This window comes from Embleya sp. NPDC008237 (genome assembly GCF_042956465.1).
GTDB lineage: Bacteria > Actinomycetota > Actinomycetes > Streptomycetales > Streptomycetaceae > Embleya.
Genome location: NZ_JBIBGL010000002.1, coordinates 575736 through 595145, shown reverse-complemented (window position 1 = coordinate 595145; position 19410 = coordinate 575736). Strand labels below are relative to the sequence as shown.

Sequence of the window (19410 nt, the reverse complement as noted above, 5' to 3'; positions counted from 1 at the left end):
ACCCCACCGGGGTGGGGCCGGCCGCCCGGACCCGGCCCCGCGGGGGGGGGGGGCCCCCCCCCCCCCGCCCCCCCCCCCCCCCCCCGGGCCCCCCCCCCGGGGGGGGGGGGGGGGGGCCCGGCCCCCCCCCCCCGGGGGGGGGGCCCCCCCCCCCGCCCCCCGCCCGTTCACCGCACGTCGGATGTCTCCCCCACCGCAACCGCCGCCCGGCCGTCCACCCCGCCCGAACCGTCACCCGAGCCCGCGCCCACGCCCGAACCCGACCCCGACCCCGAAGCCACGTCCTCCACCGCAGCATCACCGTTCGCGAGGGGCACACCCCGCAGGAACCGGGCGCAGTACGCCGCCGCGACCACCATCACCACCGCCGCCCCGATCGCCGCCGCGCTCATCCCGTCGCAGAACGCCTCCCGGGCCGAGTGCACCAGCGCCCGTCCGGAGTCTTCCGGCAGGTGCGCCGCGACCGCCTGCGCGCCGCCGAGCGTCTCCCGGGCCGGGCCGCTCGGCGCGGTGTCCGTCATCGCGCGGTGGTAGACCGCATCGCCGATCGTGCCGAGCAGCGCCATGCCCAGCGCGCCGCCCAGTTCACTCCCCGACTCCAACACCGCAGAGGCGGACGCGGCACGATCGGGCGGTGCGACGCCCATCGCCATCTCGGTCACCTGGGTCATCACGGCGACCACGCCCGCCGCGTAGACCGCCGCCCCGCCGAGGAGCAGCCCCAACGAGGAGTCCGGCCGAGCTCCGGCCAGTATCGTGAAGCCACCCGCGCCCAGCACGAACCCGCCGCACATCACCCACGCCCGGTCCATCCGCCGGGCCAGCACGGTGGCCACCGGAGTGGCCACCGCCACCGCTCCCGAGGGCACCAGACTCCACAGCGCGGCCCGCAACGGACTCATCCCGAGCACCGATTGCAGATACTGCGTCGTGAAGATGGCGAAGCCCACGATCGCGAACATCGACAACACGTTGGCCACCACCGACCCGCCGAACGCCCGCATGCGCAGCAGTTCCAGGTCCAACAGCGGGTGCGCGGCGGTGAGTTGGCGACGCACGAACAGTGCGCCGACGATCAGCCCGAAGCCGATACTCAGCACCGGGAGGGTGGCCGCGCCGGAGCGGGCGATCTCCTTGATCCCGTACACCACCGGCAGCAGCGTGCCCAGCGACAACACCGCGCCGACCAGGTCGAACGGCCCCTGGGCGAGGCCCCGATGGCGCGGCACGAACACCGGGACCAGGAACAGCAGGATCGCCATCGCCGGCACGTTGATCAGGAAGATCGAGCCCCACCAGAAGTGTTCGACGAGCAGGCCGGACAGGATCGGCCCGAGCGAGATGCCGCCGGTCAGCACGGCGGTCCAGAGCGCGATCGCGGTTCCGCGCTGTTTGGGGTCGGCGAACATGGTGCGGATCAACGCGAGGGTGGACGGCATCAGCGCCGCGCCGCCCACGCCCAGCAGCGCCCGGGCCGCGATCAACGTCTCCGCGTTGTGCGCGTACGCCGCCACCAGCGACGCACCGCCGAACAGCGCCGCGCCCACCAGCAGCAGGCGGCGCCGGCCGATCCGATCACCGAGCGCGCCCATCACGATCAGCAGGCCGGAGAGCACGAATCCGTACATGTCCAGGATCCACAACTGCTGCGTACCGGTGGGCTCCAACGCGCGGCCGATGAACGGCACCGCGAAGTAGAGCACCGACACGTCCATGCTCACCAGCAGCAGGGGCAGCAACAGGACGGCCAGCCCGACCCACTCCCGCCGCCCCGCCAACGGCACCGACCCGGGCCGCTCGGATGTCTCGATGATCGCCACTGGAACTCTCCCCCACTGATGCACTGTACGGCGTACGGCGTCGAACGCGTACAGAGTAAACAAGGTCGACCGACCGGCGCAACGGCGCGCAATCAGCGATGGATAAAGGCTTCACAAAGTAGTGCACCAAACCAGTGCACTAGCCGACCGGGCACTGTGTGCCCTATAGTGCACCGAGTACTGCCCTAGTGCACCGTCCGACCGCCCGGAGGCCCCGATGCCCCGCCCCACGACACCGGCGACACCGGCGATACCGGCAACGCCCACCGCCCCCGTCTCCCCGGCCACCCCCTCGGCCCGGATCGCCGCCGAACTGCGCCGCCGAATCGAGAGCGGCGAGTTGCGGCCCGGCGACCGGGTCCCCTCCACCCGGGCGATCACCGCCGAGTGGGGCGTGGCGATGGCCACCGCGACCAAGGTCCTGACCGCACTGCGCAAGGCCGGCCTGGTCCGTGCCGTACGCGGCATCGGCACCGTCGTCGCCGACCACCCGGATCGCCCCGACCGATCGGGCCGGCCGCGCCCGCGCGCCGCGCCCATCGCCGTACCGCCCGCGCACCCCCCGCGCACCGATGCCGAACTCACCCACGAGCGCGTCGTATCGGCGGCCGTGGCGATCGCCGACGAACGCGGCCTGGCCGCGGTGTCGATGCGCCAGATCGCCGCCGAACTGGGCGTGGCCGCGATGAGCCTGTACCGGCACGTGCCCGGCAAGGAGGACCTGCTCGCGGCGATGGCCGACAGAGCGTTCGCCGAACTGCCGGTTGCGTCCCACGGGCGGGTGGGCTGGCGGGCCCGGCTGGAGACCTCGGCCCGGTTGCAATGGGGGATGTACCGCAGGCATCCGTGGCTGGCCCAGGTCATGTCGATGACCCGCCCACTGCCGACCGTGCGCGGCATGGCGCATGTGGAATGGGCGATGGCCGAGTTCACCGGGCTGCCGCCGAGGGTGATGATGCACATCGCGGTGACGATGTTGAACTACGTACGCGGTACCGCCGTCAACATCGCGGCCGAATTCGAGGCCGAGCGCGCCACCGGCATCTCCAGTGAGGAGTGGATGCAGGCGCAGGACGAGACGATGGACCTGATCCTGCGCAGCGGCAACTTCCCGATGTACGCCGCCGCGCTGAACGAACCGGGGTTGGAATTGGATCTCGATTCGTTGTTCGACTTCGGGCTCGATCGCCTGCTGAACGGCATCGCCCTGCTGGTGCCCCCGACCGAGCGGGCCCCGACCGAGTGAGCGGCCCCGACCGGGTGGGCGAGCCGCGCCCGCACGGCGGGACGTCGACCACCGCTCACCCGCGCGGCAGGGTCACCAAGCGCAGAAAAAACTCGTCGATGCCGCGCACCGCCGCCAGGAACGACTCCAACTCCACCGGCTTGGTCACGAACGCGTTGGCGTGCAGATCGTAGCTGCGCCGTACGTCGTCGGGCGCGGCCGACGTGGTCAGCACCACCACCGGGATCGTCCGCCACCGCTCGTCGGCCTTCATCGCCGACAACAACTCGCGGCCGTCCATCCGGGGCATGTTCAGGTCCAGGATGACCAGGTCCGGCCGTGGGTGGGTGCGCAGCCACTCCAGTGCCTCCATGCCGTCCGCGGCCCGGCACAACGTGTGTCCCCCGTCCCGATCGAGCAGCGCCTCCTCGATCATCAACGCGTCGCCCGGGTCGTCCTCCACCAGCAACACCGTCAGCGTCCCGGTCATCGTGGTCCGGCTCATCGCACCCACCTCGGTCACAGCCCCGACCGACCCGCGCCCCGGACCGGCATCACTCGGCGAATTCGGCGCGCTCTCACCACCGACCCACGCCCGAAGGCTAACGCCTCCCGCGCGTCGCACAGGTGGGCGCACCGAACCCGCCGCCCACATCCTTGACGCCGCCCACGACATGGCCCATCGTGGTGCGCCGGCCACACACGGCAACCAGGGGGAGTACGCCATGCGGATGAACACGGTCGAGAAGATCGTCGTCGCCAGCCCCCTCCGCCGGGCCCCGCAGATCTGGTACGAGACGCCGTTGCTTCTGCGCCTGGGCGGCCGGCTCGACCCCGGTGCGCACGCCCTGGAGATCGGCTGCGGCACCGGCAGGGGCATCGAGCTGATCCTGAACCGGTTCGGCGCGGCCCGGGTGGACGGCATCGACCTGGACTCCGCGTCGCTCGCCAGGGCCCGGCGGCGCTGGCACGGCAACAGCCGGGTGGCGCTGGTCGAGTGTTCGGCCACCGACCTGCGGGCCGGCATCGGCGCGGCGGATGCGAGCTACGACGCGGTCTTCGACTTCGCGATCGTGCACCACATCACCGACTGGCGGGCGTGCCTGGCCGAGATCGGGCGGGTGTTGCGCCCCGGCGGCCGGTTCTACTTCTCCGAGATGACCGCTCGCGCGCTGGCCCGACCCAGCCTCGCGTTCCTGTTCGACCACCCCACCGAAGACCGGTTCGGCGAGCGGGACTTCCTCGACGAGCTCCCTCGGCACGGGCTCGACGTGATCGGCGGCAAGTCCCTGCTCGGCGACTACTTCTTCGGCGTGGCCCGTCGCCGCTGAGTGCGCCGCCGAGTAGCGGGCGCACCGCCGACGGCGGCTAGGCTTTTCCGGCCATGCACACACCACATCCCACCTTCACGAGTTTCGTCGCGGTCGGTGACTCCTTCACCGAGGGCATGTCCGATCTCGCCGCCGACGGCAGCTACCGCGGCTGGGCCGACCTGCTCGCGGACCGCCTGTCCCTCGACACGCCGACCCTGCGCTACGCCAATCTCGCCGTGCGCGGGAAGCTGATCCGGCAGATCGCCGACGAACAGGTCGACACCGCCGTCGCACTCGACGGCGACCTGATCACCCTTGCCGGCGGCCTGAACGACGTGCTGCGTCCGCGCTGCGATGTCGGCGCGGTATGCGCGGTGTTCGAACAGGCCGCCGCCAAGCTCGCCGCCGGCGGCGCGCATCTGGTGCTGTTCCGCAGCACCGACCCCACCCGCCGGCTGCGCTCCTCGGCCCGACTGATGCCAAGGATCGAGCAGTTGGTCGCCTTCGTGGACACCGTCGCCGCGCGGCACGACGCCACCGTCGTCGACCTGTTCACCGCCCGCGTGTTCGACGACCCCCGCATGTGGGCCGACGACCGTCTGCATCTGTCCACCGAGGGCCACCGCCGGGTCGCCGAGGCCACCGCCCAGGCCCTGGGCCTGCCCGTCGAGTACGACTGGCGCGCGCCGCTGCCCGCCGCCGCGCCGCAGGCCTGGACGGATCGCCGGCGCGCCGACGTGCGCTGGGCCAGGACCCACCTGGGCCCGTGGCTCGCCCGCCGGGCCACCGGTCGCTCCTCCGGCGACGGCCGCCCGCCCAAGCGCGCCGACCTCACCCCGTGGCGGTGAACCCGTGCCGGCCGGGCACACCGGGCACAAGAGATGCACCCCGGGGGAACCGCCGACGCCCCGTACAGGTTAGGTTTACCTAACTGGCACGGCAGCAGTCGCACGGCACCAGTCGCACAGTGCAGGTGAGGAGAACCTCCATGGCGGAACGCCCGGTACGCAAGACCCGCAAACTGATCGAACTCCAGGTGCGCAGCAGCGAGCGGGTCGGCCCGCATCTCGTCCGGATCGTCGCCGGCGGCGACGGATACCGACACTTCACCGACAACGGCTACACCGACGCCTACGTCAAGGTGCTCTTCCCGGTGCCCGGGGTGACCTACCCCGAGCCGTTCGACATGGAGGTCATCCGTGCCGAACTCCCGCGCGAGGACTGGCCGCGCACCCGTACCTACACGGTGCGCGCGAACAACCCGAACACCGGTGAACTGACCATCGACTTCGTCCACCACGGCGACGAGGGCCTGGCCGGTCCGTGGGCGGCGAACGCCCGCCCCGGCGACACGCTGCGCCTGCTCGGCCCCGGTGGCGCCTACGCGCCCGACCCCGAGGCGGACTGGCACCTGTTCATCGGCGACGAGAGCGCGTATCCCGCGATCAGCGCCTCGCTGGAGCGGCTCCCCGCCGCGGCCAAGGCGATCGCGCTCCTGGAGGTGGGCACCGCAGCCGAGGCCCCGACCGGCACGCCGCCGGCCACCCACCCCGAGTTGGATCTCGACCTCACCTGGATCACCCGCGACGCGGGCCCCGGTCTGCTCGAAGCGCTGCGCAAGCTCGACTTCCCCTCCGGTCGGGTGCACGCGTTCGTGCACGGCGAGGCCGGCGTGGTCAAGGAGCTGCGCCGACACCTGGTCGACGAGCGCGGGGTCGACCGCGCCGACATCTCCTTCTCCGGCTACTGGCGCAAGGGCCGCGACGAGGACGGCTTCCAGGCGGACAAGGCCGCCGAGAAGGCCGCCGAACGCGCCGCCGAACAGCGCGCCTGACCCACGCCCGACGGTCGGCGGCCCGGGATCCGGCAACGGTCCCGGGCCGCGGACGGGGTGCGTGCGACCGTTCACCCCTCCGGCTGCCGACAATTGCGGCAAACCCCCGGAATGGTCCACGCCACCCGGGTGAAAGCGCGCGTCGGGCACTACCGCGAGCGACGAAGCCGGCACAGGGTGGGGCGCATGAGACGTCCACCACACGCCCTCCTCGCCATCGCGACCGCCCTGATCCTGACCGCGGCCGGCGCAGCCGGCGCGCACGCGAGCGACGCCCGGCCCACTCCCGGCGCACCCGGCATCGGCGACCCGCTGCTGCCGCTGAGCGGCAACGGCGGTTACCGCGCCGACCATTACACATTGGACTTCGACTGGCAGGCGCCCGGCACGGCGTTCCCGGCGACCACCACCATGCAGGCCACCGCCACCCAGGCACTGTCCCGGTTCGACCTGGACTTCGCGGGCAACACGCTCGGCCGCGTCACGGTCGACGGGAGGCCGGCGACCGCCACCCGCGAGGGTGACGAGCTGGTGATCACCCCGGCCCGGCCGCTGCGCAAGGGGCGCTCGTTCACGGTGCGGGTCGAGTACACCGCCGATCCCACCCAGCAGCGGCACCGCGACGACGCGATCGAGACGTTCGGCTGGATCCCCACACCCGACGGCACGGTGATCTACCCGCAGCCCGACGGCGCCAAGATGATCTTCCCGAGCAACGACCATCCCAGCCTGCGCACCCGTACGACGGTCAACATCACCGCGGCCGACGACCTCGTCGCACTGTCCAACGGCGCTCTCACCCACAAGCGTCGGGCCGCACCGGGCCGCACCCGCTGGACCTACGACAGCCGGCAACCCGTGGCCGGCCAGCTCTTCCAGCTTGCCGTCGGCAAGTACACGCTGATCGACGGCAAGGCCGCCGACGGCACCCGGCTGCGCGACGCGGTCCCGCCGGATCTGGTCGACCGGGTCGAGCAGTACCGCGCGCTGACGCCCCGTCACCTGGCCTGGGTGGAGAGCAGGCTCGGTCCCTATCCGTTCGACAGCTACGGGCTGCTCGTGGCGGACACCGACCTCGGCGTCGCGCTGGAGACCCAGTCCTTGTCTCTGATCCCGAAGGCCGACCTGCTCGGCGACAGGATCAATGCCGAACGCAACATGGTGCACGAACTCGTCCACCAGTGGACCGGCGACAGCGTGGCCATGGAGCGCTGGTCCGACCTGTGGCTGAGCGAGGGGCATGCCCGCTACTACGAGCGGGTCTACAGCGAGGAGAACGGCGGCGCCAACATGGAGGCGCTGATGCGCGAGGCCTATCGGCAGCACGACATCTGGCGCCGTGACACCGGCGCGCCGGCCGAGCCCACCGAACCCAATCTGTTCAAGCGCATGCGCTACGACGGCTCGGCGCTGGTCTTCTACGCGCTGCGCGCCGAGGTCGGCGCGGACACCTTCGCCCGGATCGAACGCGCCTGGACCACCCGCTACCGAGGCCGCACCGCGGGCACGACCGACTACATCGAACTCGCGTCCGAGATCGCCCACCGCGACCTGGCCCCGTTCCTGAACCCGTGGGTGTACGGCGCCCACACGCCGCCGATGCCCGGTCACCCCGACTGGACGGTCGACCCGGCCTGACCCGACCCGATCCGCTGATCCGGCGGCCGGCGACGGGCCGGCCGCCGCGTCGGCATGTCGGGCCGCATGCGGCGTCGAGCGGGGACGGGTCGGGGTGCGAAGCGGCTTGGCGTGCCGCACGTCCCGTGATAGAAACTGGAACGAACGTCCCACTTTATGTTTCTATCGACGGGAACCCCCGTGCGCAACCCCTACCGAGACATCTTCACCGCGCCCGGCGCCAAGGGATTCTCGGCGGCCGGCTTCATCGCCCGCATGCCCATCTCGATGACCGGCATCGGCATCGTCACCATGCTCTCCGAACTGCGCGGCGAGTACGGCCTCGCCGGCGCCGTGGCCGCCACGTTCGCGCTGGCCACCGCACTGATCGCACCGCAGATCTCGCGCCTCGTGGACCGCTACGGCCAGAGCCGGGTGCTCGTCCCGGCCACCGCCGTCAGCGTCCTGGCGATGGGTGTGCTGTTGCTCTGCGCCCGCTACGAGGCCCCGGACTGGACCCTGTTCGCGTGCGCGGTGCCCGCCGGCTGCATGCCCAGCATGGGCGCCATGGTCCGCTCTCGCTGGCTGGTCCTGTACCGGGGTTCGCCGCACCTGCACACCGCGTTCTCGTTCGAGTCCGTGGTGGACGAACTGTGCTTCATCCTCGGCCCGATCATCGCCGTGCAGCTCTCGGTCGCGGCGTTCCCCGAGGCCGGCCCGCTGGCCGCGATCGTCTTCTTCACCATCGGCGTGCTGCTGTTCACCGTGCAGCGCGGCACCGAGCCCCCGCCGCACCCGCGCGTCGCCGGAAAGACCACGTCGGTGATGCGTATCCGGGGCCTCCAGGTGCTCGTGGTCACCCTGGTCGCGATCGGCGCGATCTTCGGCACCGTGGACGTGGTCACCATCGCGTTCGCCGAGGAGCACGGCCAACGCGGCTCCGCGAGCTTCGTGCTGGCCACCTACGCGGCCGGCTCCTGCCTGGCCGGGATCGCCTTCGGCGCCTTCAAGTTCGCCGCCCCGCTGCCCCGGATGTTGCTGATCAGCGTCGGCTGCACCGCCGTCACCATCCTGCCGCTGCTGCTGGTCGGCAGCCTGCCCGCGCTCGCGGCCGCCGTGTTCGTCGCGGGCATGTCGATCTCGCCCACCATGATCCTGACCGTCAGCCTGGTCGAGCGCCTGGTCCCGCCCACCCGACTGACCGAGGGGATGACCTGGACCACCACCGGGATCGGCATCGGCGTCGCGGCCGGCTCCTCGCTGTCCGGCATGGTGGTCGACCACTTCGGGGCCCGGGCGGGCTTCGGCGTCGCCGCCGGCGCGGCCCTGCTCGCCGCGTCCGCGGCCCTCGGTGGATACCGTGTGCTGCGCCGCACCGCCCCGCGCGCGAGCGGGACCACCGTCGCGCACAGCGGCTCGCTGCCCAGTGCCACCCCCGTACGAGAAGGTGAGTCCCGCTGATCGAGGAAGCCGTCGACGGCCGCCGAGCCAAGGGCGAACGCCGCCGTCGGGCACTGATCGAGGCCACCTTGCGCGTGGTCGAGCGCTACGGTGCGGCCGGGGTCAGCCATCGCACCGTCTCGCGCGAGGCGGGCCTGCCGACCAGCGCCTCCACGTACTACTTCGCCGGGGTCGACGACCTGCTCACCGCGGCGCTCACGTCGTGCATGACCGCGGACGCGATCCACGTGCGCTCGATCGCCGCCGCCCCCGGCGACACCCGGTGCGCGCTGGCCGAACACCTGAACCACATCTGCACCTCGCCCGGCCTGCTCGTCGCCGAGTACGAGCTGTTCCTGCTCGCCGCCCGGCGACCGGAGCTGCGCGAGTCCACCGACCACTGGATGGCCGCGGTCACCGACTTCGCGCTGCGCTTCACCACCGATCCGGTTCGGGTCCGGGTCTTCGTCGGCGCCCTGGACGGCCTGCTCATCCAGGCCCTGCTCACCGACGCGCCGCCGAGCACCGACGAGTGGGAGGCGATGATCCGCGACCTGCTGCCCGGCCCGTGCCTGGCACCATCGCCGCCGGAGCACACCGGGTAGGCGGGACGCGCTTTGGTTGGGCCAGAATCGGGTCATGTCCCGACGCACCCCACGCCCCCGATCCGAGGCCGTCGTCACCGCCGGCTCGCCGTGCCCGTGCGGCCTGCCCGACACCTACGGCGCCTGCTGCGGCGCCCGGCACGCCGGCTCCCCGGCGCCCACCGCCGAGGCGCTGATGCGCTCGCGCTACAGCGCGTTCGCCGTACGCGACACGGCCTACCTGCTGCGCACCTGGCATCCCGACACCCGGCCGGAGCGGCTCGACTCGGACGAGCACACCCGGTGGCTGGGCCTGGAGGTGCTCGCGAGCACCGGCGGCGGACCGTTCCACCAGGAGGGAACCGTCGAGTTCATCGCGACCTACCGCGAGCACGGGCACCGGGACACGCTGCGCGAACACAGCCGGTTCGTCCGCCACGACGGTGCCTGGGTGTACGTCGGACCGCTGCCCCGCTGATGCCTCAGGCGCCGATCAGCCGGCTCTCGATCCGCACCGCCGGGGACAGGTCGCGCAGCCGCTCGGTCAGGTCCTCGCCCGCCTCGTGCAGTGCATCCGGCGTCATCGGCGCCAGCCGCTCCAACAGGAACAGCGCCTCGGTGGTGTCCTCGGTGATTCGGGTGCGCACACACTGACGCCAGTTCCATCGGCGACAGGTGACACCCTCGTCGTCGCACCACACCACCTCGCCCGGCGCGGGATGGTCGATCGCCGGCACCCCGGCCTCCAGGACCTCGAACGGCTCGGTGCCCTCGGCCCGGAGCAGGCGGGCCGCGCCGCGGTAGCGGGACAGGTCCTCGCCGCCGACCGGGAGAACGTGGCGCACCGAGACCGCGTTGTACAGGTCGACCAGGCGGTTCACCTCGGGCAGCCCGCCGCGCCGCATCAGCGCCTCCACCGAGCAGCGGGTGCGCTGCGGCTTGGCGCCGAAGGCCCGGTACGCCTCCCGCCACGCGATGATGTTCGGGTGCTCCTCGGGCGGGGTCGCGGGCAGCGACAGGGTCCCCTCGGCCAGTGCGGCGCGGGAGGCGTCGTCGCTCGGGCCGCCCGGCAGACCGGTGGCGACCAGGGCCAGGACGACCGCGTCCGGGCGCAGCGCGTGCACGGCCGGGTCGATGGTGATGGTCGTGAGCACGTTTGGTTTCTCCTCCGCAGGCGGTCGGCCCGATCGGGCCGTGGTCCACTACAGTGAACCGCATGGAGCAGAATAATGACCCGTTGGCCGACCCCGGTCAAACTGCGGTCAGCCGCGCGATCGCGGCCAACGTCCGCGCCGCCCGCACCGCGCGCGGGTGGTCCCTGGAGGCGCTCGCGACCCGCAGCGGCCTGAGCAAGGGCGCGCTCGTGGGTGTCGAGCAGGGGCGGGGAAACCCGGGCGTGCTCACCCTGGCCCGGATCGCCGACGCACTCGGACTGCCGTTGACCGGCCTGGTCGACCGGGCCCCCGCGCCGCTCGTCGAGGTCGTTCCGGCAGGCGCCGGCACCCGGTTGTGGCAGGGCGAACACGGCGGCCACGGCGACCTGTTGATCGGCAGCGATCCGCCGGTGTCGGCCGAGCTGTGGCGCTGGACGCTGGCTCCCGGCGACGCGCACGTCAGCGCGGCGCACGGCGCGGGCGTGCGGGAACTGGTCACCGTCCTGGACGGCATCCTCACCCTGGTGGTGGCCGGCGAACCCGTCGACGTCGCCGCCGGCGCATGTGCGCGTTTCGCGGCCGACCGGGCCCACACCTACCGCAACGACGGCGCGAACACCGCCCGGTTCGTCGGCGTCGTACTCCTGCCCGGCCGATCGGACCTCGGCTGAGCACACCGCTGCGGCGATCGGCCGCCGACCCGACGCCCCGGCCGAGTACGCGGCCACGGCAACCGGCCCCGACCGGCCGCCGTGCTACAGCTCGGCCGTACCCCACTCGGTGACGACCAGTTCGTCGCCGACCGCCACCTTGCCGGGGCGCAGCACGGCGAACTTGCCGCCGAAGGCCACCCCGCCCTGCGGTGCGCGCCGGTAACCCGCGAAGGTGCGCAGCGGTTCGGGGCCCGCCCTGGTTCCGGTGTCCTGGTCCACCAGGGTCACCGCACAGCGGATCGCGAGCTTGGCGTAGCCGAGTTCGGCCTCGCCGACCGTGCACCGGCGGACCCGGTCCTCGGTGTGCGGGTCGGCCCAGCCCTCGACCACGACGTTCGGCCGGAAGCGGGCCATCGGCAGCGACGGCGCGCCGCCCTCGCCGAGACGTGCGTTGAGCAAATCAAGCGAGGTGCGCGAGAGCACGTGCAGCGGCGAGCTGTCGGCATAGCCGGCCGTGCCCGGGATCGCCCCGTCGGTCACCCGCTCGTGCTCCGGCGGCACCCGCACCAGCCGGCTGTCCGCACCGAGCGCCTGGGACAGCCAGTGCGCGGCCGCGTCGCCCTGGTCGATGCCCCGGAACGGGTTGCCGAACAGGTGCACGTCGCGCCGGGGGCCGCTGGTGTCCACGTCGATCGTCACCGGGTCGGCGCCGGGCCGGCGCAGCGTCAGGCGCTCGCCGCCGGCATCGATCTCCGGGCGGATCAACGCCAGTTGCGGATCGCGGCGCTGGGTACGGAAGACGCCGTCCGCGTCGACCACCATGAAGGCACGATCGTGGGCGAGCCCGGCGGGGGTCAGCAGGGCCCGATCGCACGACGTGCCGGCGCAGCCCTTGATCGGATAGCAGATCAGTTCGACGACTGTGGCCATGGCTCGACCCTATCGACGGCAATCCCGCTCGGCCGCGCCGACCACCCGGCGACCGGCGCCGCGCCCGCCTCGCCGTGTCGCGCCGGCCGCTCGTGCCTCCCGCCCGAGAGGCCGACGCGACACGACGCGACGCGACCGCGCCGGGGCGCACTCGGCCGCTCGGGCGGGACGACGACCCCACGCGGTGACGCGACGGCCGGGGCGTTCGAGCGCTCACGCCTCCGTCGGGTGCAGTTCCTTCCAGACCCGCTGTGCGAACACCGTCTTGCCCGCGTGGCGATCGGCGTCGGCGGCGGTGGCGAGCCAGCCGACGATCTCGCCCGGGATCTCGGGGCCGGCCGCGGTGAAGTTGGCCTGGAGGTGGCCGCTGGATCCGCGCGCCTTCTGCGACTCGGTGAGCACGAAGCCGGGGTCGACGTTGAACGCGCGCAGCCCGCGCTCGCGATACTCGGCGTGCAGTACGCCGGCGACCCGCCCGAACGCGGCCTTGGACGCGGCGTAGGCGACGCCCCAGCCGCCCGCGCCGGCCGGGCCGGGCGGGTCGAGTCGGGCCGAGCCCGAGGTCATGTTCACCACGTGGCTGCGCGGGTGTTCGAGCAAGTGCGGCAACAGCCGCTGGATCAGTACGAGTTGGTGCAGGTAGTTGCCCACGAGCAGGTTCTGTGCGGCCTCGATCGGCAGGTCGAGGATCCGATCCATCGCACCGGGTCCCTGGTGGATGGCGTTGTTGAAGAGCAGGTCGACCCGGCCCCAGGTGTCCAGGGCCGTGTCGCAGGCGTCGAGGATGGAGCGTCGGTCCATCAGGTCCATCCGGATCGGCAGTGCCCGCCGCCCCAGCGCCTCGATCTCGCCGGCGGTGGTCTCCAGGCTGCCGGGGATCGCGAACGGCGTCGGGTCCGCCGTGGAGGAGGTGGGCCCGCCGCGACCCTCGCCCTCGTGCACGGTGCGGGCGGTGAGCACCACGTCGTAGCCGGCGCGGGCCAGGGCGATGGCTCCGCAACGGCCGATACCGCGACTGGCGCCGGTGACGAGGGCAACGGGAGTGTGGTGAGGCATGCGCCGACCATGCCGGATTACCTTGACAGAATCCAGTAAATCTTCACGGGAACTCCACCCGGTCCGCCCCCGACAGCCCGCGGCCCTCTCCGTTCGTGATCAACTCTGTTCGACTCGTCATCTTCGACTGCGACGGCGTCCTCGTGGACAGCGAACCGATCGCGATCCGCGTACACGTGGCACTCGGCGCCGAGCACGGCCGGCCGCTCACCCCCGCCGAGGTGATCGAGCGGTTCGTGGGCCGCTCCTCGGTGTCGATCGCCGAGCAGATCGCCGAGCGCGTCGGGGCGGACGCCGCCGCCGAGTGGACGCGCGGCTTCGAGCGCCTGCACCGGATCGAGGTGGACACCGCGCTCAGTCCGGTCGAGGGCATCGAGTACGCGGTGGACACCCTCGCCGAACTCGGCCTGCCCACCTGCGTGGCCTCCAGCGGAAGCCACGACAAGATGGCGCACACCCTGGGCCGCACCGGCCTGTACGACCGCTTCGCCGGCCGATCTTCAGCGCGAACGAGGTCGCCCGCGGCAAGCCCGCGCCCGACGTGTTCCTGCACACCGCGGCCCGCATGGGGGTGGCCCCCGAGCAGTGCGTCGTGGTCGAGGACAGCATCAACGGCCTGCTCGCGGCCCGGGCGGCCGGCATGCGTTCGTTCGCCTACGCGAGCGACCTGATCGCACCACACCTGCTGGAGGGCGCGGGCACCACAGTGTTCAAGTCCATGCGCGACCTGCCCGCCCTGATCACCGACCCGGTCCCCCCGGGAGACCACGCCGTCGGCGTGATCGGCGAAACAGCCCGCGTCGAGCGCCGGCCTAAGCCCCGTCCGCCGCCTCGGCCTCGTCCGAGGCCGCGACGCGCGTGACCACCTCGGTCGCCCGGGCGGCCGGTACGCCCAGGGCCACCAGCGACGCCACCGCCTGGTCCACTGCGGTCACCCGCACGTCCGCGTTCACCGCCTGGAGCAGCGCCACACACATCCCCTCCAGCGCAACCGCCAGCACCGGCGCGGGCAGGTGGTCGGCGAACACTCCGGTGCGCTGACCCGCGGCGATCAGTTCGATCGAGCGGTCCCGCACGGGGGCCAGCATCGCCGGGATCCCGCCGTCGCCCAGATTGCGCTGGGCGAAGCTGATCAGCAGTCGATACCGGTCGCCGCCGCGCCAGGCGGCGAGATCGAAGCGGGCCACCGCCTCCTCGGGCGAGTCCCCGTCCCGCATCGCGCCCTCGACCGCGCCCAGGATGTCCCGCCGCGCCTCCTCGGCCAGCCCGGCGACCAGCGCCTCACGGCTGGGGAAGTGCCCGTACACGGTGCGCCGCACCACGCCCGCCGCCCGCGCGATGTCGTCCATCGACGCGTCCGCGTCCCGGATCAGTTCGGTCCGGGCCACCGCAAGGATGCGCTCCCGGTTGGACTGCGCGTGGCGCCGGCGCGGCGGCGTGGCGGCGCCCGCCTCCGCACGGCCGGCCGCGGCCGGAGCCTGCCGGGCTCCCGGTGTCGTCTGCATCGCGCGTTCCTTCCTGGGGTGACCTGGAGCCTGCCAGAAATCCGCTCCCGACGGCACCGACACCCGGAGCGAGTCGGTGAATCACCCGATTCGCACCGACTCGTTCCAGCTTATTTGCACAGCATTGTGCAATCAACTAAATTGCACATCGTTGTGCAAATACTGCGGCTGCGCCGGCCGCCTGCTCCGAAAGGCGTTCCGATGTCCGTATTCGCCACCACGCCGGTCGATCGCATGGAGCGGCCGTACTCCCGCCGCTGGTGGGCCCTGGGCGTGCTCTGCCTGAGCCTGCTGATCATCGTCATGGCCAACACGTCGCTGATCGTGGCCGCGCCCGACATGACCCGCGACCTGGGCCTGACCGGTCGCGACCTGCAATGGGTGATCGACGCCTACACCGTGCCGTACGCGGCGCTGATGCTGGTGCTGGGCGCGATCGGCGACAAGTACAGCCGGCGCGGTGCGCTGATCACCGGCCTGCTCGTCTTCGCCGCGGGCTCGATCGGCGGTTCGCTGGTGCACTCGACCTCGGGCGTGATCATCGCCCGCGCGGTGATGGGTCTGGGCGCCGCGGTGATCATGCCCGCGACGTTGTCCCTGCTGGTCGCGTCCTTCCCGCGCAACGAGCGGGCCAAGGCGATCACCGCGTGGACGGCGACCTCGGGCCTGGCGATCGCGCTCGGCCCGCTGCTCGCGGGCCGGCTGCTGGAGAGCCACGCGTGGGGTTCCACGTTCCTGATCAACGTGCCGGTCGCGCTGATCGCGGTGGTCGCCGCACTGTTCGTGGTCCCGCCGTCCAAGGCGCACGACTACGGCCGGCTCGACCTGGTCGGCGGTGCGCTGTCGATCGCGACGCTGGGCTCGCTGGTGTACGCAATCATCGAGGGCCCGCACTTCGGCTGGGGCGCCGGTCCGGTGACCGCGCTGGTCGTCTTCGTCCTCGGCCTGGCCTCGTTCATCGCCTGGGAACTGCGGCACCCGCGCCCGATCTTCGACCTGCGCAAGTTCAACGAGCGGGTGTTCTCCGGCTCGATGCTCGCCGTGCTGCTGTTCTTCCTGGGCACCTTCGGTGCGATCTACTTCCTCACCCAGCACCTGCAGTTCGTGCTCGGCTACACCCCGCTGGAGACCGGCGTGCGACTGCTGCCGCTGGCCGGCGCGGTGTGCCTGGGCGCGATCGCCACCGGGCGGCTCACCCCGTGGCTGGGCATGCGGGTGACGGTGACCACGGGCATGGCGCTGGGCACGATCGGCGTGCTGTTGATGACGCGCATCTCGGACGGCTCCGGCTACGGCGACTTCCTGGCCCCGCTGCTGCTGCTCGGCGTCGCGATCGGGCTGAGCGTGTCGCCGTGCACGGAGGCGATCATGGGCTCGTTCCCGGAGAACGAACTGGGCGCGGGCGGCGGCGTCAACGACACCGCGGTCGAGTTGGGCGGCGCACTGGGCATCGCGATCCTGGGCTCGGTGCTGGCCACCTCGTACGAGTCGGAGCTGACCAAGGCCGTCGACGGCAAGCTGCCGCCGGCCGCGATGGACGTGGCCAAGGACTCGATCGGCGGCGCGCTCGCCGCGGCCGAGCAGGTCGGCCACGTCGCCGGCCCGCAGCAGGCACACGCGCTGGTCCAGGCCGCCGACCACGCGTTCGCCCAGGCGGTCGCGCACACCAGCCTGGTCGGCGGGATCGTGCTCGCGGTGGGCACGATCCTGGTCGGCCTGATCCTGCCGAACCGCGCCCGCACCCAGGCGGCGCGCGCGGACGTGACGGGCGCGGACACGCCGGAGCGGGAGAAGGAGTCGGTGGGCTGAGCCACCGTACGGCGCCGGGGCGGTCGACCTCGCGTCGACCGCCCCGGCGGCTGCCCGGACCCCGGCCGCGGGCTCCTCGGCCGGGTCAGCCCCTCGGCAGGGTCCGTACCGCGCGTCCCACCCACGCCTCGAAGCGTTGCCACTCGACGAGTTCCTCGCGCGTCTCCGGCTCCGGCCAGTCGAGCAGCGCGTCGCCCGCGTCGAGCAGATCCCAGTAGGGGTGGTGGTCGTCGGTCCGGCCGGCCGCCTTCGCATACGCGGGCAGGAAGTCCACGGCGACGGCCACCCCGTGGCTCAGCGCGAGATTGAGCCGGAACCGCGCCAGGTCGATGCCGCGCGGACCGACGCACCCGGTGGTCCAGTCCACGACACCGGCGATCCGCTCGCCCAGCCACAGGAGTTGCTCGGCGTGGAAATCCCGGTGGATGAAACCGGGTGCGGCGTACGGGGGTTGCTCGGACAGTGCGGCGAACATCCGCTGCCACACGTGCGGGCGCGTGGTCCAGGTGGGCACGGTCCGCGCACCGTCGACCGCCGGGTCGTAGTAGGGCGTGTACTCCACCGGGTCGGCATCGGTCGGGTCCACCGCGTGGATGGCCGCCAGCAACTCGGCCGCGCACGACAGCAGTACGGCCGGATCGGCGGGCGGCGCGGGTGTGCCGGGAAGACGCGAGGTCAGCAGCGCCGGGGTCGCGCCGTCGAGTCGGGCCGCGATCAGCTCCGGCGCCGGGACGGCGGTGTCGGCGAGCAGCCGCAGGACCCGGGCCTCCCGCTCCGGCCGGTACCACGGGTCGACGGCAAGCCGATCGGCGTCGTGGAAGACCCGCAGGACCAGGTCGCCGACGACGTAGAGCCGGTTGGCACCTTCGCCCATGGGCTCGATCGGGACGTCGCCGACGATGTCGCGCAGCCAGGCGAGGGTCTCGTCGTTCGGCATGGGGACGGGCACGGACGGGGCTCCTGTTCGTCGGGGGTCGCTCCACGTGCGAGACCGAGCCGCGGTGTCGCCGCCTCGGCCACCACGTGGCGATCCGAGGCCAAGCCTGCCAGGATCACCGCCGAGCTCGAACCGCACACCCGTCGACCTCGATCCCCCCGCTGCCCGACGGCGTGCTCGAGGGCGTCGCGACCGGCGGCGATGTTCGGCGTCGCGGCGCTCGCCCGGCCCTCGCCGGACCCGCGTCGACCCTGGTCCGACGACACGACCCGAGCCCCGAACGGCCCTCGACGCAACGCCCGTCACCGATCGTTGGCAGGATCTGGTGCCGCCGGACTATGTGTTCGAACAGTGGCATGCATGGGGGATCGGGTGAGTGGGATGGACTGGCTTCCGTTTTTGCGGACGTGGAGCGAGGAGTGGATCGACGCACTGGAGCCGGAGGAGGCGGAGGTCTTCCCGCAGTCGGTGCGGGCGGCGGGCTGGCTCGGGTTCGAGCCGGCCGGCGAGGAGCGCATCCGCGCGCTGGAGGAGCGGTTGGCACAGCCGTTGCCGCCGTCGTACCGCTCGTTCCTGGCGGTCAGCGACGGGTGGCGCAACGTCGGCGAGTTCATCTACGCGTTGGGCTCGACCGAGCAGGTCGGCCGGTTCCACGAGTCGTCCCCCCAGTGGTGCCGGATTCTGCTCGGCCTGGAGGAGGACGAGCACTTCCGCGCCGTCTTCGGCCGTGCGGTGCAGATCTCGCTGGAGGGGGACGCCGCGGTGCTGCTGCTGGATCCGGGCGAGGTGGACGCCGACGGGGAGTGGACGGCGTACTTCCACGCCTCGTGGACCGGTGACGCGCCGCGGCGCTACGCCGGGTTCGCCGCGTTGATGCGGAACGAGTACCGCTCGTTCCACCGGCTGCGCAAGCCGGACAACGCGACGTCCCGGGCGTGGGAGGCGCGGATCGAGGAGGCCAGGGTGGCCTGCCTGGCGGGCGCGGTGGACGAGCCGCTCGCGGTGTTCGAGGAGGGCAGTGCGTTCGGCCGCTTTCGGGCGGAGCTGTTGCGCTTCCAACTGCACGCGCTGCTCGGCGGATCGGTGGAGGCGAAACGGGCCTTCGCCACGATCGTGCGCGGTGAACAGGACGATCCGGCCCGACGCGTGTTGATCGGCCGCGAACTGGTGCCGGCCTTCGGCGCGTTGGACCGCGGCGAGCGGCGGCCGGCCCTGGCGCGGAGCATCTTCGAGCGGGAACTGGACGAGCTGCGCGAGCGGTTCGACGGCGCGGCGCCGAACGATGGCGGCCCGAAGGGCCCGTGGGCGGACGTGCTCGCGCAGGCGCGCGCGTCGGCCGAGTCCGGTGCGGGGGACGCGGCGTGGCGCACGGTGCTGGCCGGGCTGGTGCACTGGCAGCCGCTCGGACCGGATCACATCGCGCCGGTCGCGCTGCTCGGCGACCCGGTCCTGGGCCCGCTGTGCACTCCGGAACGGGGTCGCGAACTGCTCGGCATCGCACGAGCGGGCCGCTGACCGAGGGCGGGCGGGAGC

Annotated in this window: 18 protein-coding genes and 1 pseudogene; 12 read left to right on the top strand and 7 right to left on the bottom strand. The window is 72.6% G+C overall.

Annotation, left to right across the window (positions count from 1 at the left end):
- Positions 1-167: 167 nt before the first annotated feature.
- On the bottom strand, positions 168-1820 hold the full coding sequence (locus ACFZBU_RS05815) for an MFS transporter (RefSeq protein ID WP_391582224.1): 1653 nt from the start codon (positions 1818-1820) through the stop codon (positions 168-170).
- A 217-nt stretch (positions 1821-2037) separates the two neighbouring features.
- Between ACFZBU_RS05815 and ACFZBU_RS05810 the strand changes: the two genes are divergently transcribed.
- Positions 2038-3066: a TetR/AcrR family transcriptional regulator C-terminal domain-containing protein gene (locus tag ACFZBU_RS05810; protein ID WP_391582223.1), complete on the top strand. Its 1029-nt coding sequence runs from the start codon at positions 2038-2040 to the stop codon at positions 3064-3066.
- Between the two features lie 55 nt (positions 3067-3121).
- Here ACFZBU_RS05810 and ACFZBU_RS05805 read toward each other — a convergent pair whose 3' ends face one another.
- On the bottom strand, positions 3122-3550 hold the full coding sequence (locus ACFZBU_RS05805) for a response regulator (protein ID WP_391582222.1): 429 nt from the start codon (positions 3548-3550) through the stop codon (positions 3122-3124).
- A gap of 220 nt (positions 3551-3770) precedes the next feature.
- Here ACFZBU_RS05805 and ACFZBU_RS05800 point away from each other — a divergent pair, with 220 nt between their 5' ends.
- The 7 genes from ACFZBU_RS05800 (at position 3771) to ACFZBU_RS05770 (ending at position 10311) form a co-directional block, all read left to right on the top strand.
- Positions 3771-4376, top strand: a complete 606-nt coding sequence (locus tag ACFZBU_RS05800) for a class I SAM-dependent methyltransferase (protein WP_391582221.1) — start codon at positions 3771-3773, stop codon at positions 4374-4376.
- A gap of 53 nt (positions 4377-4429) precedes the next feature.
- A complete protein-coding gene (locus ACFZBU_RS05795) occupies positions 4430-5206 on the top strand; it encodes an SGNH/GDSL hydrolase family protein (RefSeq protein ID WP_391582220.1) in 777 nt (258 codons plus the stop codon).
- Between the two features lie 140 nt (positions 5207-5346).
- Positions 5347-6192, top strand: a complete 846-nt coding sequence (locus ACFZBU_RS05790; protein ID WP_391582219.1) for a siderophore-interacting protein — start codon at positions 5347-5349, stop codon at positions 6190-6192.
- 186 nt (positions 6193-6378) lie between these two features.
- Positions 6379-7830, top strand: a complete 1452-nt coding sequence (locus ACFZBU_RS05785; protein ID WP_391582218.1) for a M1 family metallopeptidase — start codon at positions 6379-6381, stop codon at positions 7828-7830.
- 180 nt (positions 7831-8010) lie between these two features.
- Entirely contained in the window at positions 8011-9270 is a 1260-nt protein-coding gene (locus ACFZBU_RS05780; RefSeq protein WP_391582217.1) for an MFS transporter, read from the top strand.
- A 74-nt stretch (positions 9271-9344) separates the two neighbouring features.
- Entirely contained in the window at positions 9345-9854 is a 510-nt protein-coding gene (locus tag ACFZBU_RS05775) for a TetR/AcrR family transcriptional regulator (RefSeq protein WP_391582448.1), read from the top strand.
- Between the two features lie 34 nt (positions 9855-9888).
- Entirely contained in the window at positions 9889-10311 is a 423-nt protein-coding gene (locus ACFZBU_RS05770; RefSeq protein ID WP_391582216.1) for a YchJ family protein, read from the top strand.
- 4 nt (positions 10312-10315) lie between these two features.
- On the opposite strand, the gene ACFZBU_RS05765 is transcribed toward ACFZBU_RS05770, so the two are convergent.
- Positions 10316-10987, bottom strand: a complete 672-nt coding sequence (locus ACFZBU_RS05765; RefSeq protein ID WP_391582215.1) for a B3/4 domain-containing protein — start codon at positions 10985-10987, stop codon at positions 10316-10318.
- Between the two features lie 62 nt (positions 10988-11049).
- Between ACFZBU_RS05765 and ACFZBU_RS05760 the strand changes: the two genes are divergently transcribed.
- Complete coding sequence (locus tag ACFZBU_RS05760) at positions 11050-11658, top strand: helix-turn-helix domain-containing protein (RefSeq protein WP_391582214.1); 609 nt, start codon at positions 11050-11052, stop codon at positions 11656-11658.
- Between the two features lie 84 nt (positions 11659-11742).
- On the opposite strand, the gene ACFZBU_RS05755 is transcribed toward ACFZBU_RS05760, so the two are convergent.
- Entirely contained in the window at positions 11743-12570 is an 828-nt protein-coding gene (locus ACFZBU_RS05755) for an MOSC domain-containing protein (protein WP_391582213.1), read from the bottom strand.
- A 213-nt stretch (positions 12571-12783) separates the two neighbouring features.
- On the bottom strand, positions 12784-13626 hold the full coding sequence (locus ACFZBU_RS05750) for an SDR family NAD(P)-dependent oxidoreductase (RefSeq protein WP_391582212.1): 843 nt from the start codon (positions 13624-13626) through the stop codon (positions 12784-12786).
- Positions 13627-13721: 95 nt separating this feature from the next.
- Between ACFZBU_RS05750 and ACFZBU_RS05745 the strand changes: the two are divergent.
- A pseudogene (locus ACFZBU_RS05745) lies at positions 13722-14488 on the top strand (HAD family hydrolase).
- Here ACFZBU_RS05745 and ACFZBU_RS05740 read toward each other — a convergent pair.
- Positions 14439-15131: a TetR/AcrR family transcriptional regulator gene (locus ACFZBU_RS05740; RefSeq protein ID WP_391582211.1), complete on the bottom strand. Its 693-nt coding sequence runs from the start codon at positions 15129-15131 to the stop codon at positions 14439-14441. The pseudogene ACFZBU_RS05745 and the gene ACFZBU_RS05740 sit on opposite strands and share 50 nt — an antisense overlap.
- Before the next feature lie 201 nt (positions 15132-15332).
- On the opposite strand from ACFZBU_RS05740, the gene ACFZBU_RS05735 reads away from it, so the two are divergent.
- Positions 15333-16940, top strand: a complete 1608-nt coding sequence (locus ACFZBU_RS05735; RefSeq protein WP_391582210.1) for an MFS transporter — start codon at positions 15333-15335, stop codon at positions 16938-16940.
- Between the two features lie 85 nt (positions 16941-17025).
- Here ACFZBU_RS05735 and ACFZBU_RS05730 read toward each other — a convergent pair whose 3' ends face one another.
- Positions 17026-17889 carry a phosphotransferase family protein gene (locus ACFZBU_RS05730; RefSeq protein WP_391582209.1) on the bottom strand — a complete coding sequence of 288 codons (864 nt, stop codon included), beginning with the start codon at positions 17887-17889 and terminating at the stop codon, positions 17026-17028.
- A gap of 348 nt (positions 17890-18237) precedes the next feature.
- On the opposite strand from ACFZBU_RS05730, the gene ACFZBU_RS05725 reads away from it, so the two are divergent.
- The gene (locus ACFZBU_RS05725) at positions 18238-19392 is read left to right on the top strand and encodes a hypothetical protein (protein WP_391582208.1); all 1155 of its coding nucleotides are present in this window, start codon (positions 18238-18240) and stop codon (positions 19390-19392) included.
- Positions 19393-19410 lie beyond the last annotated feature (18 nt).

Excerpts from the sequence above, each read along its gene's own strand:
- ACFZBU_RS05810 (WP_391582223.1), top strand. The coding sequence starts at position 2,038 with ATGCCCCGCCCCACGACACCGGCGACACCGGCGATACCGGCAACGCCC.
- ACFZBU_RS05805 (WP_391582222.1), bottom strand. The coding sequence starts at position 3,550 with ATGAGCCGGACCACGATGACCGGGACGCTGACGGTGTTGCTGGTGGAG.
- ACFZBU_RS05800 (WP_391582221.1), top strand. The coding sequence starts at position 3,771 with ATGCGGATGAACACGGTCGAGAAGATCGTCGTCGCCAGCCCCCTCCGC.
- ACFZBU_RS05795 (WP_391582220.1), top strand. The coding sequence starts at position 4,430 with ATGCACACACCACATCCCACCTTCACGAGTTTCGTCGCGGTCGGTGAC.
- ACFZBU_RS05790 (WP_391582219.1), top strand. The coding sequence starts at position 5,347 with ATGGCGGAACGCCCGGTACGCAAGACCCGCAAACTGATCGAACTCCAG.
- ACFZBU_RS05785 (WP_391582218.1), top strand. The coding sequence starts at position 6,379 with ATGAGACGTCCACCACACGCCCTCCTCGCCATCGCGACCGCCCTGATC.
- ACFZBU_RS05770 (WP_391582216.1), top strand. The coding sequence starts at position 9,889 with ATGTCCCGACGCACCCCACGCCCCCGATCCGAGGCCGTCGTCACCGCC.
- ACFZBU_RS05760 (WP_391582214.1), top strand. The coding sequence starts at position 11,050 with ATGGAGCAGAATAATGACCCGTTGGCCGACCCCGGTCAAACTGCGGTC.
- ACFZBU_RS05755 (WP_391582213.1), bottom strand. The coding sequence starts at position 12,570 with ATGGCCACAGTCGTCGAACTGATCTGCTATCCGATCAAGGGCTGCGCC.
- ACFZBU_RS05750 (WP_391582212.1), bottom strand. The coding sequence starts at position 13,626 with ATGCCTCACCACACTCCCGTTGCCCTCGTCACCGGCGCCAGTCGCGGT.
- ACFZBU_RS05740 (WP_391582211.1), bottom strand. The coding sequence starts at position 15,131 with ATGCAGACGACACCGGGAGCCCGGCAGGCTCCGGCCGCGGCCGGCCGT.
- ACFZBU_RS05735 (WP_391582210.1), top strand. The coding sequence starts at position 15,333 with ATGTCCGTATTCGCCACCACGCCGGTCGATCGCATGGAGCGGCCGTAC.
- ACFZBU_RS05725 (WP_391582208.1), top strand. The coding sequence starts at position 18,238 with ATGGGGGATCGGGTGAGTGGGATGGACTGGCTTCCGTTTTTGCGGACG.